At 69.9% G+C, this 15,507-nt stretch carries 14 protein-coding genes and 2 pseudogenes; 6 read left to right on the top strand and 10 right to left on the bottom strand.

Annotated features, from left to right (window positions below; all coding sequences use genetic code 11):
• Nucleotides 1-77: 77 nt before the first annotated feature.
• The 3 genes from ACSURM_RS37920 to ACSURM_RS37910 are packed head-to-tail and all read left to right on the top strand — an operon-like array spanning nt 78 to nt 3,336.
• On the top strand, nt 78-1,106 hold the full coding sequence (locus tag ACSURM_RS37920) for a tyrosine-type recombinase/integrase (RefSeq protein ID WP_436961268.1): 1,029 nt from the start codon (nt 78-80) through the stop codon (nt 1,104-1,106).
• A complete protein-coding gene (locus ACSURM_RS37915) occupies nt 1,103-1,429 on the top strand; it encodes a helix-turn-helix domain-containing protein (protein WP_436960788.1) in 327 nt (108 codons plus the stop codon). The genes ACSURM_RS37920 and ACSURM_RS37915 overlap by 4 nt, the downstream gene beginning before the upstream one ends.
• A complete protein-coding gene (locus ACSURM_RS37910; protein ID WP_436960786.1) occupies nt 1,426-3,336 on the top strand; it encodes an XRE family transcriptional regulator in 1,911 nt (636 codons plus the stop codon). The genes ACSURM_RS37915 and ACSURM_RS37910 overlap by 4 nt, the downstream gene beginning before the upstream one ends.
• 22 nt (nt 3,337-3,358) lie before the next feature.
• Here ACSURM_RS37910 and ACSURM_RS37905 read toward each other — a convergent pair whose 3' ends face one another.
• On the bottom strand, nt 3,359-4,585 hold the full coding sequence (locus ACSURM_RS37905; RefSeq protein WP_436960784.1) for a hypothetical protein: 1,227 nt from the start codon (nt 4,583-4,585) through the stop codon (nt 3,359-3,361).
• 55 nt (nt 4,586-4,640) lie between these two features.
• Nucleotides 4,641-4,943 carry a chaplin family protein gene (locus tag ACSURM_RS37900; RefSeq protein ID WP_436960782.1) on the bottom strand — a complete coding sequence of 101 codons (303 nt, stop codon included), beginning with the start codon at nt 4,941-4,943 and terminating at the stop codon, nt 4,641-4,643.
• A gap of 236 nt (nt 4,944-5,179) precedes the next feature.
• Here ACSURM_RS37900 and ACSURM_RS37895 point away from each other — a divergent pair.
• The 3 genes and pseudogenes from ACSURM_RS37895 to ACSURM_RS37885 all read left to right on the top strand — a co-directional run.
• Nucleotides 5,180-5,548 (top strand): annotated as a pseudogene (locus ACSURM_RS37895) (DUF6233 domain-containing protein); the annotation flags it as partial.
• 96 nt (nt 5,549-5,644) lie between these two features.
• Nucleotides 5,645-6,133: a hypothetical protein gene (locus ACSURM_RS37890; protein WP_436960780.1), complete on the top strand. Its 489-nt coding sequence runs from the start codon at nt 5,645-5,647 to the stop codon at nt 6,131-6,133.
• 283 nt (nt 6,134-6,416) lie between these two features.
• Nucleotides 6,417-7,631, top strand: coding sequence for an esterase/lipase family protein (locus ACSURM_RS37885; RefSeq protein WP_436960778.1), 1,215 nt, complete (start codon nt 6,417-6,419; stop codon nt 7,629-7,631).
• 151 nt (nt 7,632-7,782) lie between these two features.
• Here ACSURM_RS37885 and ACSURM_RS37880 read toward each other — a convergent pair.
• The 8 genes and pseudogenes from ACSURM_RS37880 to ACSURM_RS37845 form a co-directional block, all read right to left on the bottom strand.
• A pseudogene (locus ACSURM_RS37880) lies at nt 7,783-8,195 on the bottom strand (transposase); the annotation flags it as partial.
• 179 nt (nt 8,196-8,374) lie between these two features.
• A complete protein-coding gene (locus tag ACSURM_RS37875; RefSeq protein WP_436960776.1) occupies nt 8,375-9,223 on the bottom strand; it encodes a helix-turn-helix domain-containing protein in 849 nt (282 codons plus the stop codon).
• A gap of 9 nt (nt 9,224-9,232) precedes the next feature.
• Nucleotides 9,233-9,472, bottom strand: coding sequence for a hypothetical protein (locus ACSURM_RS37870; RefSeq protein ID WP_436960774.1), 240 nt, complete (start codon nt 9,470-9,472; stop codon nt 9,233-9,235).
• A gap of 640 nt (nt 9,473-10,112) precedes the next feature.
• Nucleotides 10,113-10,376 (bottom strand): hypothetical protein, encoded by a 264-nt coding sequence (locus ACSURM_RS37865; protein WP_436960772.1) that lies wholly within the window; start codon nt 10,374-10,376, stop codon nt 10,113-10,115.
• A 97-nt stretch (nt 10,377-10,473) separates the two neighbouring features.
• The gene (locus ACSURM_RS37860; protein ID WP_436960770.1) at nt 10,474-10,668 is read right to left on the bottom strand and encodes a hypothetical protein; all 195 of its coding nucleotides are present in this window, start codon (nt 10,666-10,668) and stop codon (nt 10,474-10,476) included.
• Between the two features lie 1,402 nt (nt 10,669-12,070).
• A complete protein-coding gene (locus ACSURM_RS37855) occupies nt 12,071-13,450 on the bottom strand; it encodes an FAD-binding oxidoreductase (RefSeq protein WP_436960768.1) in 1,380 nt (459 codons plus the stop codon).
• Nucleotides 13,447-14,385 carry an NAD(P)-dependent oxidoreductase gene (locus ACSURM_RS37850; protein WP_436960766.1) on the bottom strand — a complete coding sequence of 313 codons (939 nt, stop codon included), beginning with the start codon at nt 14,383-14,385 and terminating at the stop codon, nt 13,447-13,449. Before ACSURM_RS37850 ends, ACSURM_RS37855 begins: the two co-directional genes overlap by 4 nt.
• A complete protein-coding gene (locus ACSURM_RS37845) occupies nt 14,382-15,506 on the bottom strand; it encodes an aminotransferase class I/II-fold pyridoxal phosphate-dependent enzyme (RefSeq protein WP_436960764.1) in 1,125 nt (374 codons plus the stop codon). Before ACSURM_RS37845 ends, ACSURM_RS37850 begins: the two co-directional genes overlap by 4 nt.
• Nucleotide 15,507 lies beyond the last annotated feature (1 nt).

Raw genomic sequence — 15,507 nt, 5'->3', positions numbered from 1 at the left:
ACGCACCCGGTTCGTCCCGGCTTGTGCTGGCGGCGAATGTCGTTCATCTCGACCCGGCCAAGGCGGTGTTCGAGGCGATGAAGGAGGGCTGGGCCCGGCAGCAGTCGGCCCGGTTTCTGAAGGCGAAGACGATCGACCCGCGGCTGCGGCTGGTGGAACGGCTGGAGGAGTTCACCGGCCTGTACCCCTGGCAGTGGACGCTTGCGGAGGGGGAGGCGTTCATCGCCCATCTGCGCAGCGGGAGCACTCCGATCCAGATGTCTACGGCCCGTTCGTACGAGGTGACGATCGGGCTGTTCGTGGAGTACCTGCTCGATCCGCGCTACGGCTGGGGCGAGGTTTGCGCGGAGCGGTTCGGTGAGGCACCCCAGGAGGTCTTCCACGAGGGCAACTCGGTTCTGCACGCGGTGGAGTACGAGGGCGATCCCCGGCGCCGGCCGCTCACCTACGACGAGGTACAGGCGCTGTTCGACGCCGCGGATGCCCGGCCGGGCAGGATCCGGGGGCAGGGCCGTAAGGGGGCGCTGACGGCCCTGCGGGATGCCGCGGTCCTGAAGACGATCTACGCCTTCGGCACCCGCCGGACGGAGTCGTCCCGGGTGGATCTGGTCGATCTGCGGCGCAACCCCAAGGCTCCGCAGTTCCGCGGCTGCGGCAGCATGATGGTCCGCTTCGGCAAGGCCTCGAAGGGGGCGCCGCCCAAGCGCCGCACGGTGCTGATGGTCCCGGAGATGGACTGGGCGGTCGACGTCCTGGACGAGTGGGTGACCGAGATCCGGCCGCACTTTTCGCCCGGACGGCACCCTGCGCTGTGGGTGACCGAACGGGTGGGGAGGTTGTCTCCGCGCTCGATCAACGAGGCGTTCGTGACGGCCCGCGAGGACGCCGGCCTCGACGAGGACTTCGACCTGCACTGCCTGAGGCACAGCTACATCACGCATCTGACCGAGTTCGGCTACCCCGCCCGGTTCGTGCAGGAACAGGTCGGCCACTCCCACGCGTCAACCACGGCCATCTACATGGGGGTTTCGAACGAGTACCGCAACACGCTGCTGGAAGCATCGATGAGGAACCGGCTGGGCAACGACTGGGACGTGGTCTCGTGATCAGGAAGATGGGCTACCAGTGGCAGCTTCGGCAGCTGATGGCCGGGCAGGGCATGTTCCAGACGTCGGATCTGGTCCCACTGCTCGCGGAGCGGGGCATCACGCTCTCGCGTGAGCAGGTCTACCGGCTGGTGACCCAGACGCCGCAGCGGCTGAGCATGGACACCCTGGTCGCGCTCTGCGACATCCTTCAGTGCACGCCGAACGATCTGATCAAGCCCGAGGTGGTGAACACGCCGGTCCGCAAGACCGCCGACGGGCAGCCCGGGGACCTGCCGGTCGCCCGGCGCCGCACCGTCATCCGCCGCCCCGGACCATCATGACGAGCGAGCGGACGATCCGGCAGCAGCGGTGTGAACTCGAACAGGCCAGGGCCCGTCTGATCGAGCACGTCCAGGCGGCGACAGGACGGCGGCTGACGGCGGCCCGGGCCCGGACTGTTCTTGAGCAGGCGAAGGCATGGGCCCCGGCCGCCGCGCGGGAGCTGGACAGGCACCTGACGACGAGCCCGGATGCGCTGTCGGCCCCCACCTCGTACTGCCCCGCGACGCTGGTCCGCCTCGCCCATCTGCTGGTCCAGGCCGGCTTCGCCCATGCCGTCACCAAGGTGAAGTGCGCGCGCTGCTCCCGCACAGATCCACTACCCCTGCGCCCGTCGCCCGAGGGCCGGTGCTGCGGCTGGTGCGTCTCCAAGGCGCGGGTCAGGAACTGTGGCCGCTGCGGGCAGGACGGCCACATCGTCACCCGCCGCGAGGACGGCCCGATCTGCCGTCGCTGCTACAGGAGTGACCCGCTGGTCGTGACCGAGTGCGCCGGGTGCGGTCACCAACGGGCTGCGGGCACCCGGCTCGACGACGGCACCGTGCTCTGCACGAACTGCATCCCGCGGCCCGAGCGCGCGTGCACACGCTGCGGAATCTCCGGCCGGCACAAGTACAGCGCCGGAGACGGCGCCCCACTTTGCAAGCGCTGCTACCAGGCCCCACGGCGTCGCTGCGGCATCTGCGGCGAGTTCCGCGAGATCGCGGCCCGCCAGGCCGACGGGCGCACGGACGCCTGCACCCGCTGCTACCGAGGCCGCAAGGAAACGTGCAGCGCCTGCGGCCGGCTCCGCCACGGACGCCGCTCACTGGCCCGCGCGGGCGCCTTCCTCTGCTTCTCATGCTGGCCGCGGCCGATCTCGAAGTGCGCGGACTGCACCGAGATGAAACCCGCGCACACCACGTGGCCGCTCGGCACCCTGTGCTCCGGCTGCTACCAGCGGCGCACGCACGTCCCCGCCCCGTGCTCGGCCTGCGGGCGCCTGCGCGTCATGGTCGCCCGCGGCCCCGACGGCCGGGAGACCTGCCGGGCCTGCTGCGGCCTCGACACCCCCGCCGTCCGCTGCCGGCACTGCAAGGCCCCGGACGACATCTACGACGACGGCCGCTGCCCCCGCTGCGTCCTGACCGACCGCGTCCACGACCTGCTCAGCCCCGACGGGAGCACCGTTCCCGCACCGCTCACACCCCTGACACACGCCGGCAACCCCTATGCGGTCCTGGCCTGGCTGCGCCGCAGCCGCAGCGCGAAGCTCCTCGCCGCCCGGCCCACACTGCACCGCACGGTCGTCACCTTCATCCACTGGGCGGTGAAACGGCGCGTCACCGGCGAGCTCACCATCACCCGGCCGCCCAGCCAAGGCTCCAGCGAGGTCCTGAACGGACAGGATCTGCACGACCAGCTCCGGCGCTGCCTCAATGACGACACCCTGCCTCGGGAAGCACGGATCATCGGCGCCCTGATCAGGCTCTACGCCCTCCCCGTCAGCCGCATCGTCCATCTGACCACCAACCGCTTCCACCGTGACGAGAACGGCGCCTACCTCACCCTCGACCGCCACCCCGTACTGCTGCCCCCGAAACTGGCCCTCCTCATCGAGGAACAGATCGCCCAGCCCGTGACCGACTCACGCATGCGCCAGCAGCTCGACGACACAAACGGCTACCTCTTCCCGGGCAAGGCCCCGGGCCGGCCACGCAGCGCGGCCGCGACCCACCACCTTCTGAACGAGTGCGGACTGCCGGTCCGGTCCGCCCGGAACACCGCCATGATCGAAGCGGTCACCAGCCTCCCGCCCATCGTGGTCGCCGATCTCTTCGGCATCCACCCGAACACCGCGCAAAAATGGGCGAATTACACGAAAGATGACTGGAGTGCCTACCTCGCCGCGCGCATGGACACCGAGTAACCGTGAACATCCATCCCTGACCTCACGAACCTCTGCGAGTGAGGAGGAGGTCTTCGTAGGTGTGGTGGTGGCGGGTGGTGCGGCGGTGGTGGAGGAGGTGGGCGGCCCGGTCGGGTTGGCCGGCGTCGATGAGGGCGCGGGCGAGGGTGTCGGTGATGATCTCGCGTTCCACTCGTACCCCGCCGATGCGTTCGGTGTGCTCGCCGAGGGAGGTGAGCAGGTCGACGGCCTTGCCGGGGCGGCCGGCGGTGAGGTGGGCCAGGGCGTGGGCGACGGGCGCCAGGACCTCGGCGTAGTCGGGGCGGTCATCACTCTCCGCGCGTCGAGCCAGAGCGGTGAGGCCGTCGGTGTCGGCACTGACGGCCAGGGCGAGGGCGAGCTGGAAGGTGTGGAAGACCTCCGCCCAGCCGCCGGGTTCGGCCAGCAACCGGTGCGCGTGGTCCAGGTCGGTGGTGCGGGCCGGTGTCTGTCCGGCCAGCAGCAGCCGCCAGTTGGTGGCCGCGCGCATGCCGACGTCGGTGCGGGCCAGTTCGGCGTCCGCGCGACGGCGGGCACCCTCGAAGTCACCGGCGGCGATGGACTGCAGCGCGGCGTGCCATTGCAGGTGGCGGCGCTGGAGCGCGGCCGGGTCGGCGGCCAGCCAGGCGTCGATGAAGGACGTGTAGGCCGGTCCGGTGCCGTGGTCGTGCTCGGCGTGGGCACGAGCGTGCGCCGCCGGCCCGGAGCGCGGATTGAGGCGCAGGGCACGGTCGGCCAGCTCCCACGCCTCCTCGGACCGTCCCTGCTCGGCACGCGCCCCGGCCAGCCACGACGTCCACGGCCACGACTGGTCACCGGCGAGCCGCCACTGCCGCTCGGTCAGCGCGTGCCCGTGGTCGCGGTAGGCCAGGGGGCCGGCCAGGTCGAAGGCACCCAGCATGCTCCCGGCGACCTCGTCGGCCGGCCACTGCGCGAAGTGCACCACCAAGTGATCGGCCGTGGCCCGGTAGTGCCGGTGGGTGAAGAGATAGATCCCGTAGACGAGGGACTGCTCACGCGCCCCGGCCGTCTTCGCCAGGTCGTAAGCGGCCACCAAATCCCGGCGCAGTGTCGCATCGTCCAGAACCTCGCTGTCCGCGACGGTCACGAGGGCGCGGGCCACGCCGTCCTCCGGCCGCCTCCGGGCAAGGTCCCGCAGCCCTTCGACGGCCTGACCGGTCATCGCCAGCCAGCCGGCCACCGCCGGATCACCCATCCTCAGCCCTGGCATCACACTTAACATCCCTGCCGCCACCGCAGATCACCGCTGTCGCGCAACCAACCGGTCAGAAAATAGCGCCACCGACAAAGGGCTGCTGCAAGCAGATGATGCCGCTGTTGCCACACCGGTTCCGCGGCAAGTCCAGAGGCAACTGCGCGAGGTTTCCGGCCAGCGACCCGCTGCCAGCGACCGTCGCACCCGACGCCTGCGAGGCGCCGGCGTTGACGCACGAGTTACCAAACACGGCATCGCCCACGGCAACGATCCCGGCGCTCGCGGGCGCCGCCGCGGCGGCCACCGCCCCCACCGCCGCCCCCGCGAGCACCACACCCTTGCGCCAAGACGGCGCCAACGTCAGAGCAGTCACAGACAGCACATCCCTTCATCACCAACACTGCCCAGCGCGCTGGGCTCCTGCCGCACGCCGTCGTCACCCGCGGCGAGACCTCACACCGCTCACAGTCCAACGATCCACTTGTATGAGCGACACGGTCCTGACCAGGATGCGCACCGCCTCGGGTCAAGAGTGATCGAAGCCGTACGGCAGCACCTGCCGCCCCGACCGAATAGTGCAGGGCTGGAACACCACCTCTTCACCAGTCGGACGGCGACGTCCAGGCCGCTGAGTACCGGGTGTGGGTGCGTGCCCCCGAGCACGTCCGGCCGGTCGACGGCGTCTCCTACGACATGGTGCCCACCGAGCGGCTGCCGCCGCCGTCGGCGGTGCGCGAGGTGCTGGGGCCGCGCCGGCCTTCGGGGTGGGTGCTGCAGAAGGCCGGCGGCCGCAGGCCCGGCGGCGCCGTGCTCCACGCCGTCGACTGCACCGAGGCTCCGCAGAACGCGCCGCTGCTGCCCCTGGAGCGGGCGCTGGACGTCGCGGAGCAGCCCGGCACGCGCCTGTGCTCCCTGTGCGGCGCGGCCGCCGAGCTGGACCCCGTGCTGCGCGGCTTCGACCGCATCGACGGCGGCTGATCCCCACCCTTGCGGGTGACGGCGCCCTGGTCGGCGCGGACGCCGGGCCGCTACGGTCCCCCTGACCTGGTGATCGAAAGGGGGGAGGGCGTGGGGATGGGCGAGCAGCGGGGCGCGTTACGGGGCCTGCGGGTCCTGATGTGGGTGGTGATCGCCATCGAGGTGCCGGTGTACCTGGTGTGGCTGGTCCGGGTCGGTTACCTGACCGGGCAGGAGCTGCCCCGTGGCGACGTCGCGCGGTGGGCGCCGCCCGTGCTGCTGCCGCCGGTGGCCGTGCTGTTCTGCGTGATGGCGGGCTGGACGTGGTGGCTGAGCGTGGTGGCCCGCACCCGGTCCCCGCTGCGGGAGGGGTGGATCGTCGCGTCGCTGGTGTTCACCGCGGTCAGCTCGGTGTTCTGCGGGGTGGCCTCGGTCGACGACCCGTCGGTGTCGGTGGGTCTGCTGAGCGCCGCCGTGACCGGGCTCGGCATGATCGGGCTGTTCTTCATCCCGGCCGCCGCCCCCCGCCAGCTGCCCGACGTCATCCGCCGGCGCGCAGCCGAGCGGCGTGCCGGTGCGGGCCGGCCGGGACTGGACGACGCCTGATCGCCCGGACCGGTACGCCGCGGGGGACGTGGGTATCAGGAGATGGCAACTTCCCAATGCCGATGTCAATCCGTTACGGCGTCGCCGAGGGCAGGGTGACGGCCACCGCCGAAGCCGCGCGGCTCAGTCCCGGATTCCTCCGATGGGATGAAAATCCCGGTATGTCGCGGCCGTCTGACAATCGTCCTGCCAAGGATGGTGCTGTCTTTGCGCCGCTCACAGTTTCCCAGCCCGCCTTCAAGGCGGGCTGCTGTGCCATGCGCGCGCACGGAAGGAGACGATCTTGGCCGAGAAATGGCAGGAAGAGCAGGCCGGGGAGTTCACCCTCGCCACTCCCGTGAGCGCCGAGCCGCCGGCCGCGGTGGCGTACACGGCCCCGGAACCGGACCAGAAGTGGGAGGAACTGCCGAAGGGTTTCGCGCACGTCTTCTACGGCGAGGGCAACAAAAAGCTCACCCGGCCGGTGATCATGGCCGATGGCTTCAGCCTCGGCAAGAGCGACCTGAAGTGGCTGTACTCCGGGCTCGACCGCGACTTCCCCTTCCTGAGGGAGCTGCGCCGCCAGGGCCGCGACGTCATCCTCGTCGGCTACGACGAGCGCTCCGCCTCCATCCTCGACAACGCCGAAACCGTCATTGGCGCCATCATGCTGGCCCACATGCAGACGGGCGGCGCGTCGCCGATCGTGGGCGGTTTCAGCATGGGTGGCCTGGTCGCCCGCTACGCCCTGGCCAAGCTGGAAAAGCTGGAGTTCGACCACGGCGTCGACCTGTACTTCTCCTACGACACCCCGCACCGCGGCGCTGTCGTGCCCATCGCCCTCCAGGCGTTCGCGCACTTCATCCCCTGGCCGAACAACCCCTTCGCCCGGCAGATGAACAGCCCGGCCGCCCGGCAGATGCTCTGGCGGCACTACGACCCCAAGACCAGGAAACCCGTCATCGCCCCCGAGCGCACCCAGTTCCTGGCGGACCTGGCAGAGGTCGGCGGCTGGCCGAGCCGTCCGAGGAAGATCGCGGTCGCCAACGGCCGCGGCGACGGCGTGGGCCTTCAGATCCCGCCCGGCGAGAGGGCGCTGAAGCTCGGGCGGGTCTACCCGGACACGGCCTTCTACACCCAGGCCCAGGGCAAGGACGCCACCGTTGCCGAGCTGAAGCGGTGGTTCCCCCCGTTGCAGTTCACGGTCAGCACGAGTGACCTCCCCGAACTGGACGGCGCCCCCGGCGGCACCCTCCACTCGTACCGCATCGTCGCCGACGCCCTGAAGAAGGTCGGCGCCACGACCGACCTGCGGCACGAAAACGTCTGCTTCGTCCCCACCGTCAGCGCGGTCGCGATCCGCGACATCGACCAGCAAAAAGACCTCTACACGAACATCGACGACCTGGACCCCGAGGAGAGCGAGGTCGACGAGTTCATCTGCTCCTCGGACACGACGGCGCACACCGCCGTCACCCCGGAACTCGGCGAGTGGCTGCTGAACCAGCTGCCCTACTGATCCGCCGCAGCACACGGGTCGGGCGGGCCGCCCGCAAAGCGGACAGCCCGACCCGTGCACCAGCAGGACCGGACCAGCAAACACCGCCGACTGGCACGCCCCAGCCTGGCCACGTCGGTCGCTGGCTGAGTCCTGCCGGATAGCGCCTGCCTCACGGCCGGCGGGATGTCCGGAAGGGAGTGTGGTCGCGGATCATGGACCATAGGACGTTGACGTGTCGGCGCGCGAGGGCGAGCACGGCTTGCTTGTGTCCTTTGCCCTCTTTCCTCTTCCGGTCGTAATACGCCTTCGAGGCCGGGCACCAGAACACGCTGGCCTGGGCGGAGAGGAAGAGGCACGTTGGAGGCCGCGGTGGTAGCGGCGGGGCCTGCGCAGATTGCCGCTGACCTTCCCGGAGCCCCAGGGGACCGGGGCCAGGCCGGCGAAGCCGGCCAGGCGGTCGGCGCTGGCGAAAGCGGTCAGGTCGCCGCCGGTCGCGGCGATGAACTCGGTGCCGAGGGTGGGCCCCATGCCTGGCAGGGTGAGGATGACCTCGGCGTCGCGGTGGTGGCGGAAGCGGGCTTCGCGCTGAACGCCGTGACGTACGAGGACTACCAGCAGGCCAAGAAACAGCTTGCCGGGAAGAAGGCCGCCACCGGCTGACCCGGCGACGGCATATGGAAGGGGCCCCGCACCGGCGCAGCAGCGCAGGGCGGGGCCTCACGGCATCCCCAGGCCGTCCGGCCCCGGCGGGCCGGCCAGTTTCACGGCGGTGGGACTGCGCACTCGCGGCACCCGTTGCCCTGCATGACAGCGGACAGGCGGAACCGGCCGAGCAGACCGCAGGTCACACACTGAGCCGCCCAGGGGGCGGTGACGGAGCCGGGGAAGGGTTCGGTCGGGCGTAGTCCGGCGCCGAGCATGATCTCGGTGGCCTGACGCCGGCCTTCCCACCCGCGCCATCTCCTGCGTTCTTCGCCTTCGGCCGTCTGCTTGACCGTCGCGTCTTGGTACTCTTTGGCCTTGACGCGGTGATAGGCCCTGATCCAGACGGGGAACCGGCGTTCCTTGACTTGGCAGGCGTGCAGGTACGCCCGGAGCTGTTCGACGCTGCTGGGCAGCTGCTGACGGTGGGAGATCCGGTACGCGGCGCTTCGGGACAGGAACGCGAACCGTTTCCGCCTCTCGTCCGCGTCCCGTATGGCGCCCACCCGGTCTTCCATGGTCTGCATGGACGGGCGGTTGTCCTCCTCCCAGGCTCTGGCCAGAGCCCTGCCCAGCTCCTCCGCTGTACTCACCATGCGCGGATGCGGAGCTGGGGTCAGGGGGCGGCTCTGCCGGCCGGGGGACCGCGTGGCGTTCTCGTAGAGCAGTCGCGCTTCTTGGGGATCGAGCCCCAGCTTGGCGACGTATCCGTCGATCACGCACTTCTTGGGGACGACAGCACCGGCTTCGGCTCGCTGAACTGTCGAGGTTGACTTGTCGATGGCGTCGGCCGCCTGCGCTTGAGTGAGTCCCAGCGCGGCGCGGCTGCGCCGCAGAGCGGAAGCGAGCTGACCCACGGGGCCGTCCGGCACCTTCTTGAGGCGCCGGACCTTCCGAACGGTGGACATGGTGATGGGTCAGGCGGTGGTGGCCTGCAGCTCTGCCCAGGTGGGGCGAAGGAGCGCGGGCAGCTTGCTGGTGGTGCAGGCCTGCACGACAGCGGCTCCGAAGAGGCCGGCGCAGCCGACGACCAGCACGGCCTTGACCGGCTCCATCCCCATGATGACCAGGAGGGTCACGAGGAGGACCATGACCGTGATGATGACGGCCTCGGGGAAGTTCGGTCGCGGCCTCGGGCCGACGACGGTGGGCAACATGGAAAGCTCCTGCACTATGTGATCGTGGCCGTTCGTGACGGCAGGGTGGTTCGGGTTCCAACAAGGTTGTTCCGCTGGGCGGTTGGCTCGCCGGTCGCGGTGACGGAAATGCTGCCACCCCGTGACCACACGTCACGACCGATAGCCTGATTTCATTCAGTCTCATCTCACCCAATAATTCGGTAGCCCATAGGCATATGCGCGGGCCTCAAGGCGGATCGGAACGGATCCTTGGCCAAAGGACCGGAACGCTCCGTGACGAAGAAGGCGCCGACCAGGGCGGTTACGGGTTCGCTCGCCAGTACCAATCCGGGGGCACGCCACAGCCGTGCGGATGATCATGTAAACACCCAGACGTAAACCAGTTTGGGTTGCCCCGGACGCTTCAACGCTGCGAGCATCCCGCTACGCCCCTGCACCACGTGGTTCCAACGAGGTTGATCAGGGACATCGTGCGGGCCCTGGTTGGCTCCGGGTCCGCAGCAACGAGCCGACAGCACATGCTGTCGGCTCGTCCGCGTTTCCCTCAGCTGTACGGCCGGGCAGACCGGCTGACCGCGGCAGTCCCTCCGTAGGATGCGAAACGCCGCGTCCCCGGCAGCTGCCATGCCGGGGACGCGGCGCTCGTGCGGGAGCCGGCCTACAGCTCGATCTCGATGTGCTCCTCGTCGGTGAACTCCACGCCCAGGCCGTGCGCCCGGCTGTTGTCGGCGCGGAAGTACATCTGGGCGAGGCCGTCGGCTGCGATCTGCTGGAGCTGCTTCTCGGTGGCGCCCTGCTCCCGGGCGGTGAACAGGCGGTCAGCGAACTCGGGTGGCAGGGCCTGGGTGATGTCGCGGATCCGACCAAGGCCTGCGCCGGGCGCTGCCCCGGCACCGCCAGGAGCTGGACGAGATCGCCGCACTCGCCCGGCCGCTGATGCCCGCGCGGGTGCAGCCAGCCCGCCTCGGCCGCCCGCACCCGCCCCTGTGGCCCCTGCCCGTACCGAGCAGGGCCTCGGGCTACGTCTCCTTGAGCTCCTTCAGCCGGGCGGCGTAGACAGCGGCAATCCGACCGGACTCCTCCGGATCCGCCGTCGCCAGCTGCGCCCCGTCAGCGAGGGCGGCCTCCCGGCCCGCCTTCAACTCCTCCATCCGCTCCTCGTCGGGCACCGACGCGCGGCGCTCCTCGAGGAGCTGGATGTTGTACCAGTTCACCACCTCCTGGATGGCCTCCCCGGCCGCCTGCTCCTCGCCGCCCTCCAGGCCGGAGAAATCAGAGCTGGGAGTGTCGGACCCTGTCCACCACCTTCGTATTGATCTTGACCCGCTTCGCCATGGGCTGGAGTGCTCACGGGTTCAAGCGCCAGTGGGGTGTGAAAATGACTCGCACCGTCTTCCGGGTCAAGATCTACCATAAGCACTACGACTGGTTCCACGGAGGCTTCCTGTAATGCAACCGAGCAGTCCCGTCCGTTGGGCAACAGCAGTGGAATCGGCTCTCAGGAGATCTGACGCCGTTCCGAACACCGTCACCCCGGAAAGGACAAAGCTCGGTGGCTGGTCCATCGACTGGGAGGGACAGTGCGGACGAGCCCCCGTGTGGTTCACCCTGTACGGCGGTCACCCTGACTCACCCACGGCTGAAATACGCATCAATGACTGGATCTTCACGCCTGTGAGTCTCGGTCAGGTGGAAGAGCTGTTGGTGAAGGCCTTTTCTGGTGATGCCACGCTTCGGCGTGGCATCCCAGGGATCGGCTCCTGGCGCCTGGAAATCATTGTTGGGGAAAAAGTCATCACCAGGCGTCCGGGATTCGGTGTTAACCGTCGGCTCGCATTCGCCGCCGGTAACGGGCCAAGATCGGCAGGAAGCGATCACTGCCTGGTACCGCTCCCTCGGCCAGTGCGGGCAGTCTCCACGTTGACGAGCGATGATGCATGTCCTCGACGGCGGGTCCGGCGGCCAGAGACCGCGAGCTGCCGGCGCCGACCGAGGCCATGGCTCAGGAAGCGGCCCCTACGGCGTCCTGGACCATGTGTAGGCAACTTTCGGTCTCGCACACTGATTCAAGACAATCCTTTGTTCACGCCTTCCAGGGCACCGGCACCCCCGCCGGGACGCCCGCGGCCTTCACACTGAACGGGAAGGACTGCGGCTGACCTGCCTGGCCGGGGAGAACCGGTGACCGGGGCCCGGCTTCCGGCGGTGCAGCGGCCGCGGTTCTCCTCTCCGAGTCGCCGTGCGAGCACGAGCGGATCCATACCCGTCGGCTGAAGCAGCTTCGGGATGATCCGCGTACCGCCCCGCATCCGGAGGCGCCGGTCATCGACGACTCCGGCGCTCCCCGCTCGCCGCCCTGGCGAAGCAGGCCACCTCCGGCCTGACCCGTACCGCCGTCCGGTAACACCGCCTCTCCCCAGTGTGGCGCCCGCCGGGTGGGGTCCGCCGCGCACGATGCCGTCCGCTCCCGGACCGGTGACGTGCGTCGTGGTGCGTTCTCGGCCTCCGCCAGCCCCAGCCCCGCCAGCTTGGACGTGCGCGGTGTCCCGGCCGGCACTCGTCGCTACGGCGGGTGCCGGCCGTTGCATACATCGAGTGGGGTGTCCGCCGGGGAGTTCACAGCGTCGCTGAGGTAAGCGCGGCTCGATGGCCTCGTGCGAACAGGCGGTCCGGGTCGTACGTCTCCTCCAGCTGTCGCAGGACGTCGCCGAGCCTCCGGTCGCCGCCGGCCACGCCCGCGTGGGAGTCGGACGCGTCGGAGTAGTTGGAGTACGCCCGCACGCCGTCGTGCCCGGACCGAAGCCGCTCGGTCCAGGTGCGCCCCCAGCGGACGTGTGTGTCGTCCTCCGCCTGGTCCGGCCACCTCGCCGACAGCAGAACGCCCATCCGTGACTCCCGCAGGGGGTAGGCGGATCCCTCGGCGTGGGCGTGCAGGGTGTCGGTGTTGAAGTACTCGACGAGTACCGAGCACCCGGCGGTGGGCGCGGCGCGGAGCGCGCCGGTCAACAGGTCGGGATCGAACGCCAGACGGGTGGAGTGGGTGGACTTCCAGTACCCGCGCATGGGCGGCAGGAAGGACGAGTCGAAGTGTGACTGCCAGCGCGGGTATGCCCGCTCCACGACATCCGACCAGTCGCCCCCGATCCTCCTTCTGAGCCGGGCGGTTTCCCTGGCCGTCTCCCGGGCGTCGCCGTGGCAGCACAGGTCGACGGAGAGCTCGGGCACCCCGTCGCGGTGTACGAGGGCCGGGGCGAGGGTGAGTGAGGTGGGTGTGCGTTCCTCCAGCAGTCCGTGGATCCGGTGGAGCACGTCGGCTGCCCGGTCCAGTGGGAAGCGTACGGAACCGGCGGTGATCCGGGGCAGCGGGAGGGTCCGGAAGCGCAGTTCCAGGATGATCCCGAAGGCACCGGCCCCGCCGCCGCGCAGCGCGTGGAAGAGGTCGGGATGATGGTCGCGCGACACTTCCAGGACCCGGCCGTCGGCGAGCAGCACGCGAGCACCGCTCAGGTGATCGCAGGTCAGTCCGTGACCGGCCACCAGCCATCCGATCCCGCCGCCCAGGGTGAGTCCGGTGATTCCGGTGTCGCTGACCGTGCCCGAGGGGACGCAGCGGCCGTAGGCGGCAAGCCGTGCGTCGAGGTCCCCGAGGCGCGCTCCGGGCCGTACCCGGGCCGTCCCGGTGTCCGGGTCGTAGGCAACGTCCCGGAATACCGAGAAGTCGATCACCAGGCCGCTGTCGACGGTCGAGAACCCGCCGATGTGATGGCCGCCGCTGCGCACCGCAACGGGGACTTTGAGCGTGGCCGCGCAGGTGAGGGCCTTGCGCAGCACCGTCTCGTCGAGGCTGCGCAGGATCGCGGCGGGCCGGTGGTCGTGCATCCGGTTGTACACCTGCCGGGCCGCGTCGTACCGCGGTGACGACGGCAGGACCAGACAGCCGTCCGGCACGACGGTTTTCAGCTGTTCGACCAGGGCCCGGGCCGCCTCGCCGCTCACGGCGCCTCCTCGTCGAGGACGGCGAGCAGGTTGTCGACCGCCGCGTTCTCCATACGGCTCCAGGACGTCGCGGAGGACGCTGCGATGTGGCTGGTGACGAAGAGCGAGGTGCCGTGCAGACGCAGCAGTCCGTGGGGGTCGTCAGCCGGGTCCGGGACGGGTTCCCGGTAGTAGCCGTCCAGCGCGGCGCCGGTCAGGGCGCCCGTCTCCAGGGCGCGGCGCAGGGCGTCGGGGTCGATCACCCGGGGGTCGGCTGTGCAGACGAGATAACGCGGTGCGGGCCCCGTGCCGAGGAGCCGGTCGTCCACCAGATGCGTCGTCTCGTCGTTCAGGGAGCAGCAGACGAACACCGTGGTGCTGCGCGTGAACAGTTCCGTCAGGCCGACGTGGGTCAGGCCGAGCGCCCTCTCGTCCCGTTCCTTACGGATGCGGGAGTGGTAGAGGACCTGGCAGGAGAACCCGCGGACCAGCATCCCGGCCAGCGCCGCGCCGGTCGCGCCGAGGCCCAGGATGCCGGCCGTCGCCCCGGTGAGTTCGGTGGAGGTCCGGGCCGGCTGCTCCCGGTTGTGCAGGTCGGGAAGGGCCCGGCGCATCAGGCCGACGGCCAGTCCGAGGGCGAACTCCGCGACCGCGACGCCGTTCACCCCTGGTGTGGTGAGGACGCGTACTCCTGTGTCGCGCGCCGCGTCGAGGTCGATGAACGAGCCGGCGCCGGTGCCCGTGAAGGAGACGCAGCCGAGGGAGCGCGCGGACTCCAGGACGGCCCTCGACAGCCGCTCGTCACCACCGAGGAGGTAGTGGTCGGCGTCCCGGACGCGCCGGCACAGTTCCTGTTCCGTGGGCGGCGCGTCCACATGGTCGACGACGATGCCCCGTCGACGGCAGTACTCGGCGAGTCGTACGGGTACGGACCGGCCGGACACCACGATCTTCACCGGCGTACCGCCTTGTCGAAGTACTCGGCCATGAGGGCGAGTCCGCGCTCGAACTCGCTGTCCGGTTTCATGAGGCTCACCCGCACGTTGCGGGTGCTGTCCGGGGCGTGCGGGCAGTCCCAGAAGAACCCGCGTCCGGGCAGCACGCCCACGCCGTACCCGCGCAGTTCCCGTACGACGGTCCGGTCGTCGAGGCCGGTGCCCGCCGTGGACAGCCACTCCACGCTGATGCGGCTCGGCCGGGCCTCCCGCTCGACGAGGTCCTCGCCCAGCGTCTGCCGCAGCCGGGTGCGCCGCCGCGCGACGAGGGAGTGGAGGGAGCGGTGGAGGCCGGTGACCCGTGCTTCCTCGAAGAAGTCTCCGAGGACCCGAAGGGTGAACTTGGAGACGCAGAGGTAGATCTCGTTGTAGATCTCCCGCAGCGGGGCGCGGTGGTCGGCCGAGCAGGACAGGAGGCTGGCCTTCATGTCCTGGGTCGGGAAGATCTTGCCGGTGTCCTCGAAGACGATGTACGAGGCGCCGAGGTCCTGGAGCACGCGGTAGGCGTCCCAGGTCTGCGGGTAGAACAGCCTGAAGCTCGCGTCGATGACGATCGTGACGGCGTGCTCGACGCACACGCGCACGAGCGCGGTGAAGGCCTCCTCGGACAGGTTGGTGCCGGTCGGGTTGTTCGGGTTCACCAGGAACAGGACGTCCGTGCCGGGCAGCCGGCGGGCGAGTGACTCGCCGTCGGAGATCTGCCGTTCGGAGACGGGAGCAGGGTCCGCGCCGCGCCGGCGCAGGATCAGGGCGAGATTGTCGAAGGTGGGACAGGTCAGCAGGACGCGCTTGCCGGTGAGGGTGAGATACGCGGCGACGAGGTCGATCGAGTTCGACGCGGTCGGCAGGATCAGGTGCCCTGGGGCCGCCTGGAGTCCGGCCGACCCGATCAGTTCCGCGTACCGGTCGATGTAGCGGTGCTCCGATTCGGGGATCGACTCCGCCTCGGATTTCCGCCAGGCGTTGCCGAGCCGGTCGACGATCATCTCCTGGCCGGTGGTGAGCCCCTGGTAGGCGTGGCCGTCCGCGAGGTTCGCCCCGGTGAGGAAACCTATCTGCTCGTAGTCCGTGAGTGTCTTCACG

The organism is Streptomyces sp. SudanB182_2057, assembly GCF_964272715.1.
In the GTDB taxonomy this organism is placed as follows: domain Bacteria; phylum Actinomycetota; class Actinomycetes; order Streptomycetales; family Streptomycetaceae; genus Streptomyces; species Streptomyces rubradiris.
The sequence above is the reverse complement of the archived record's forward strand: the minus strand, read 5'-3'. Positions and strand labels throughout refer to the sequence as shown.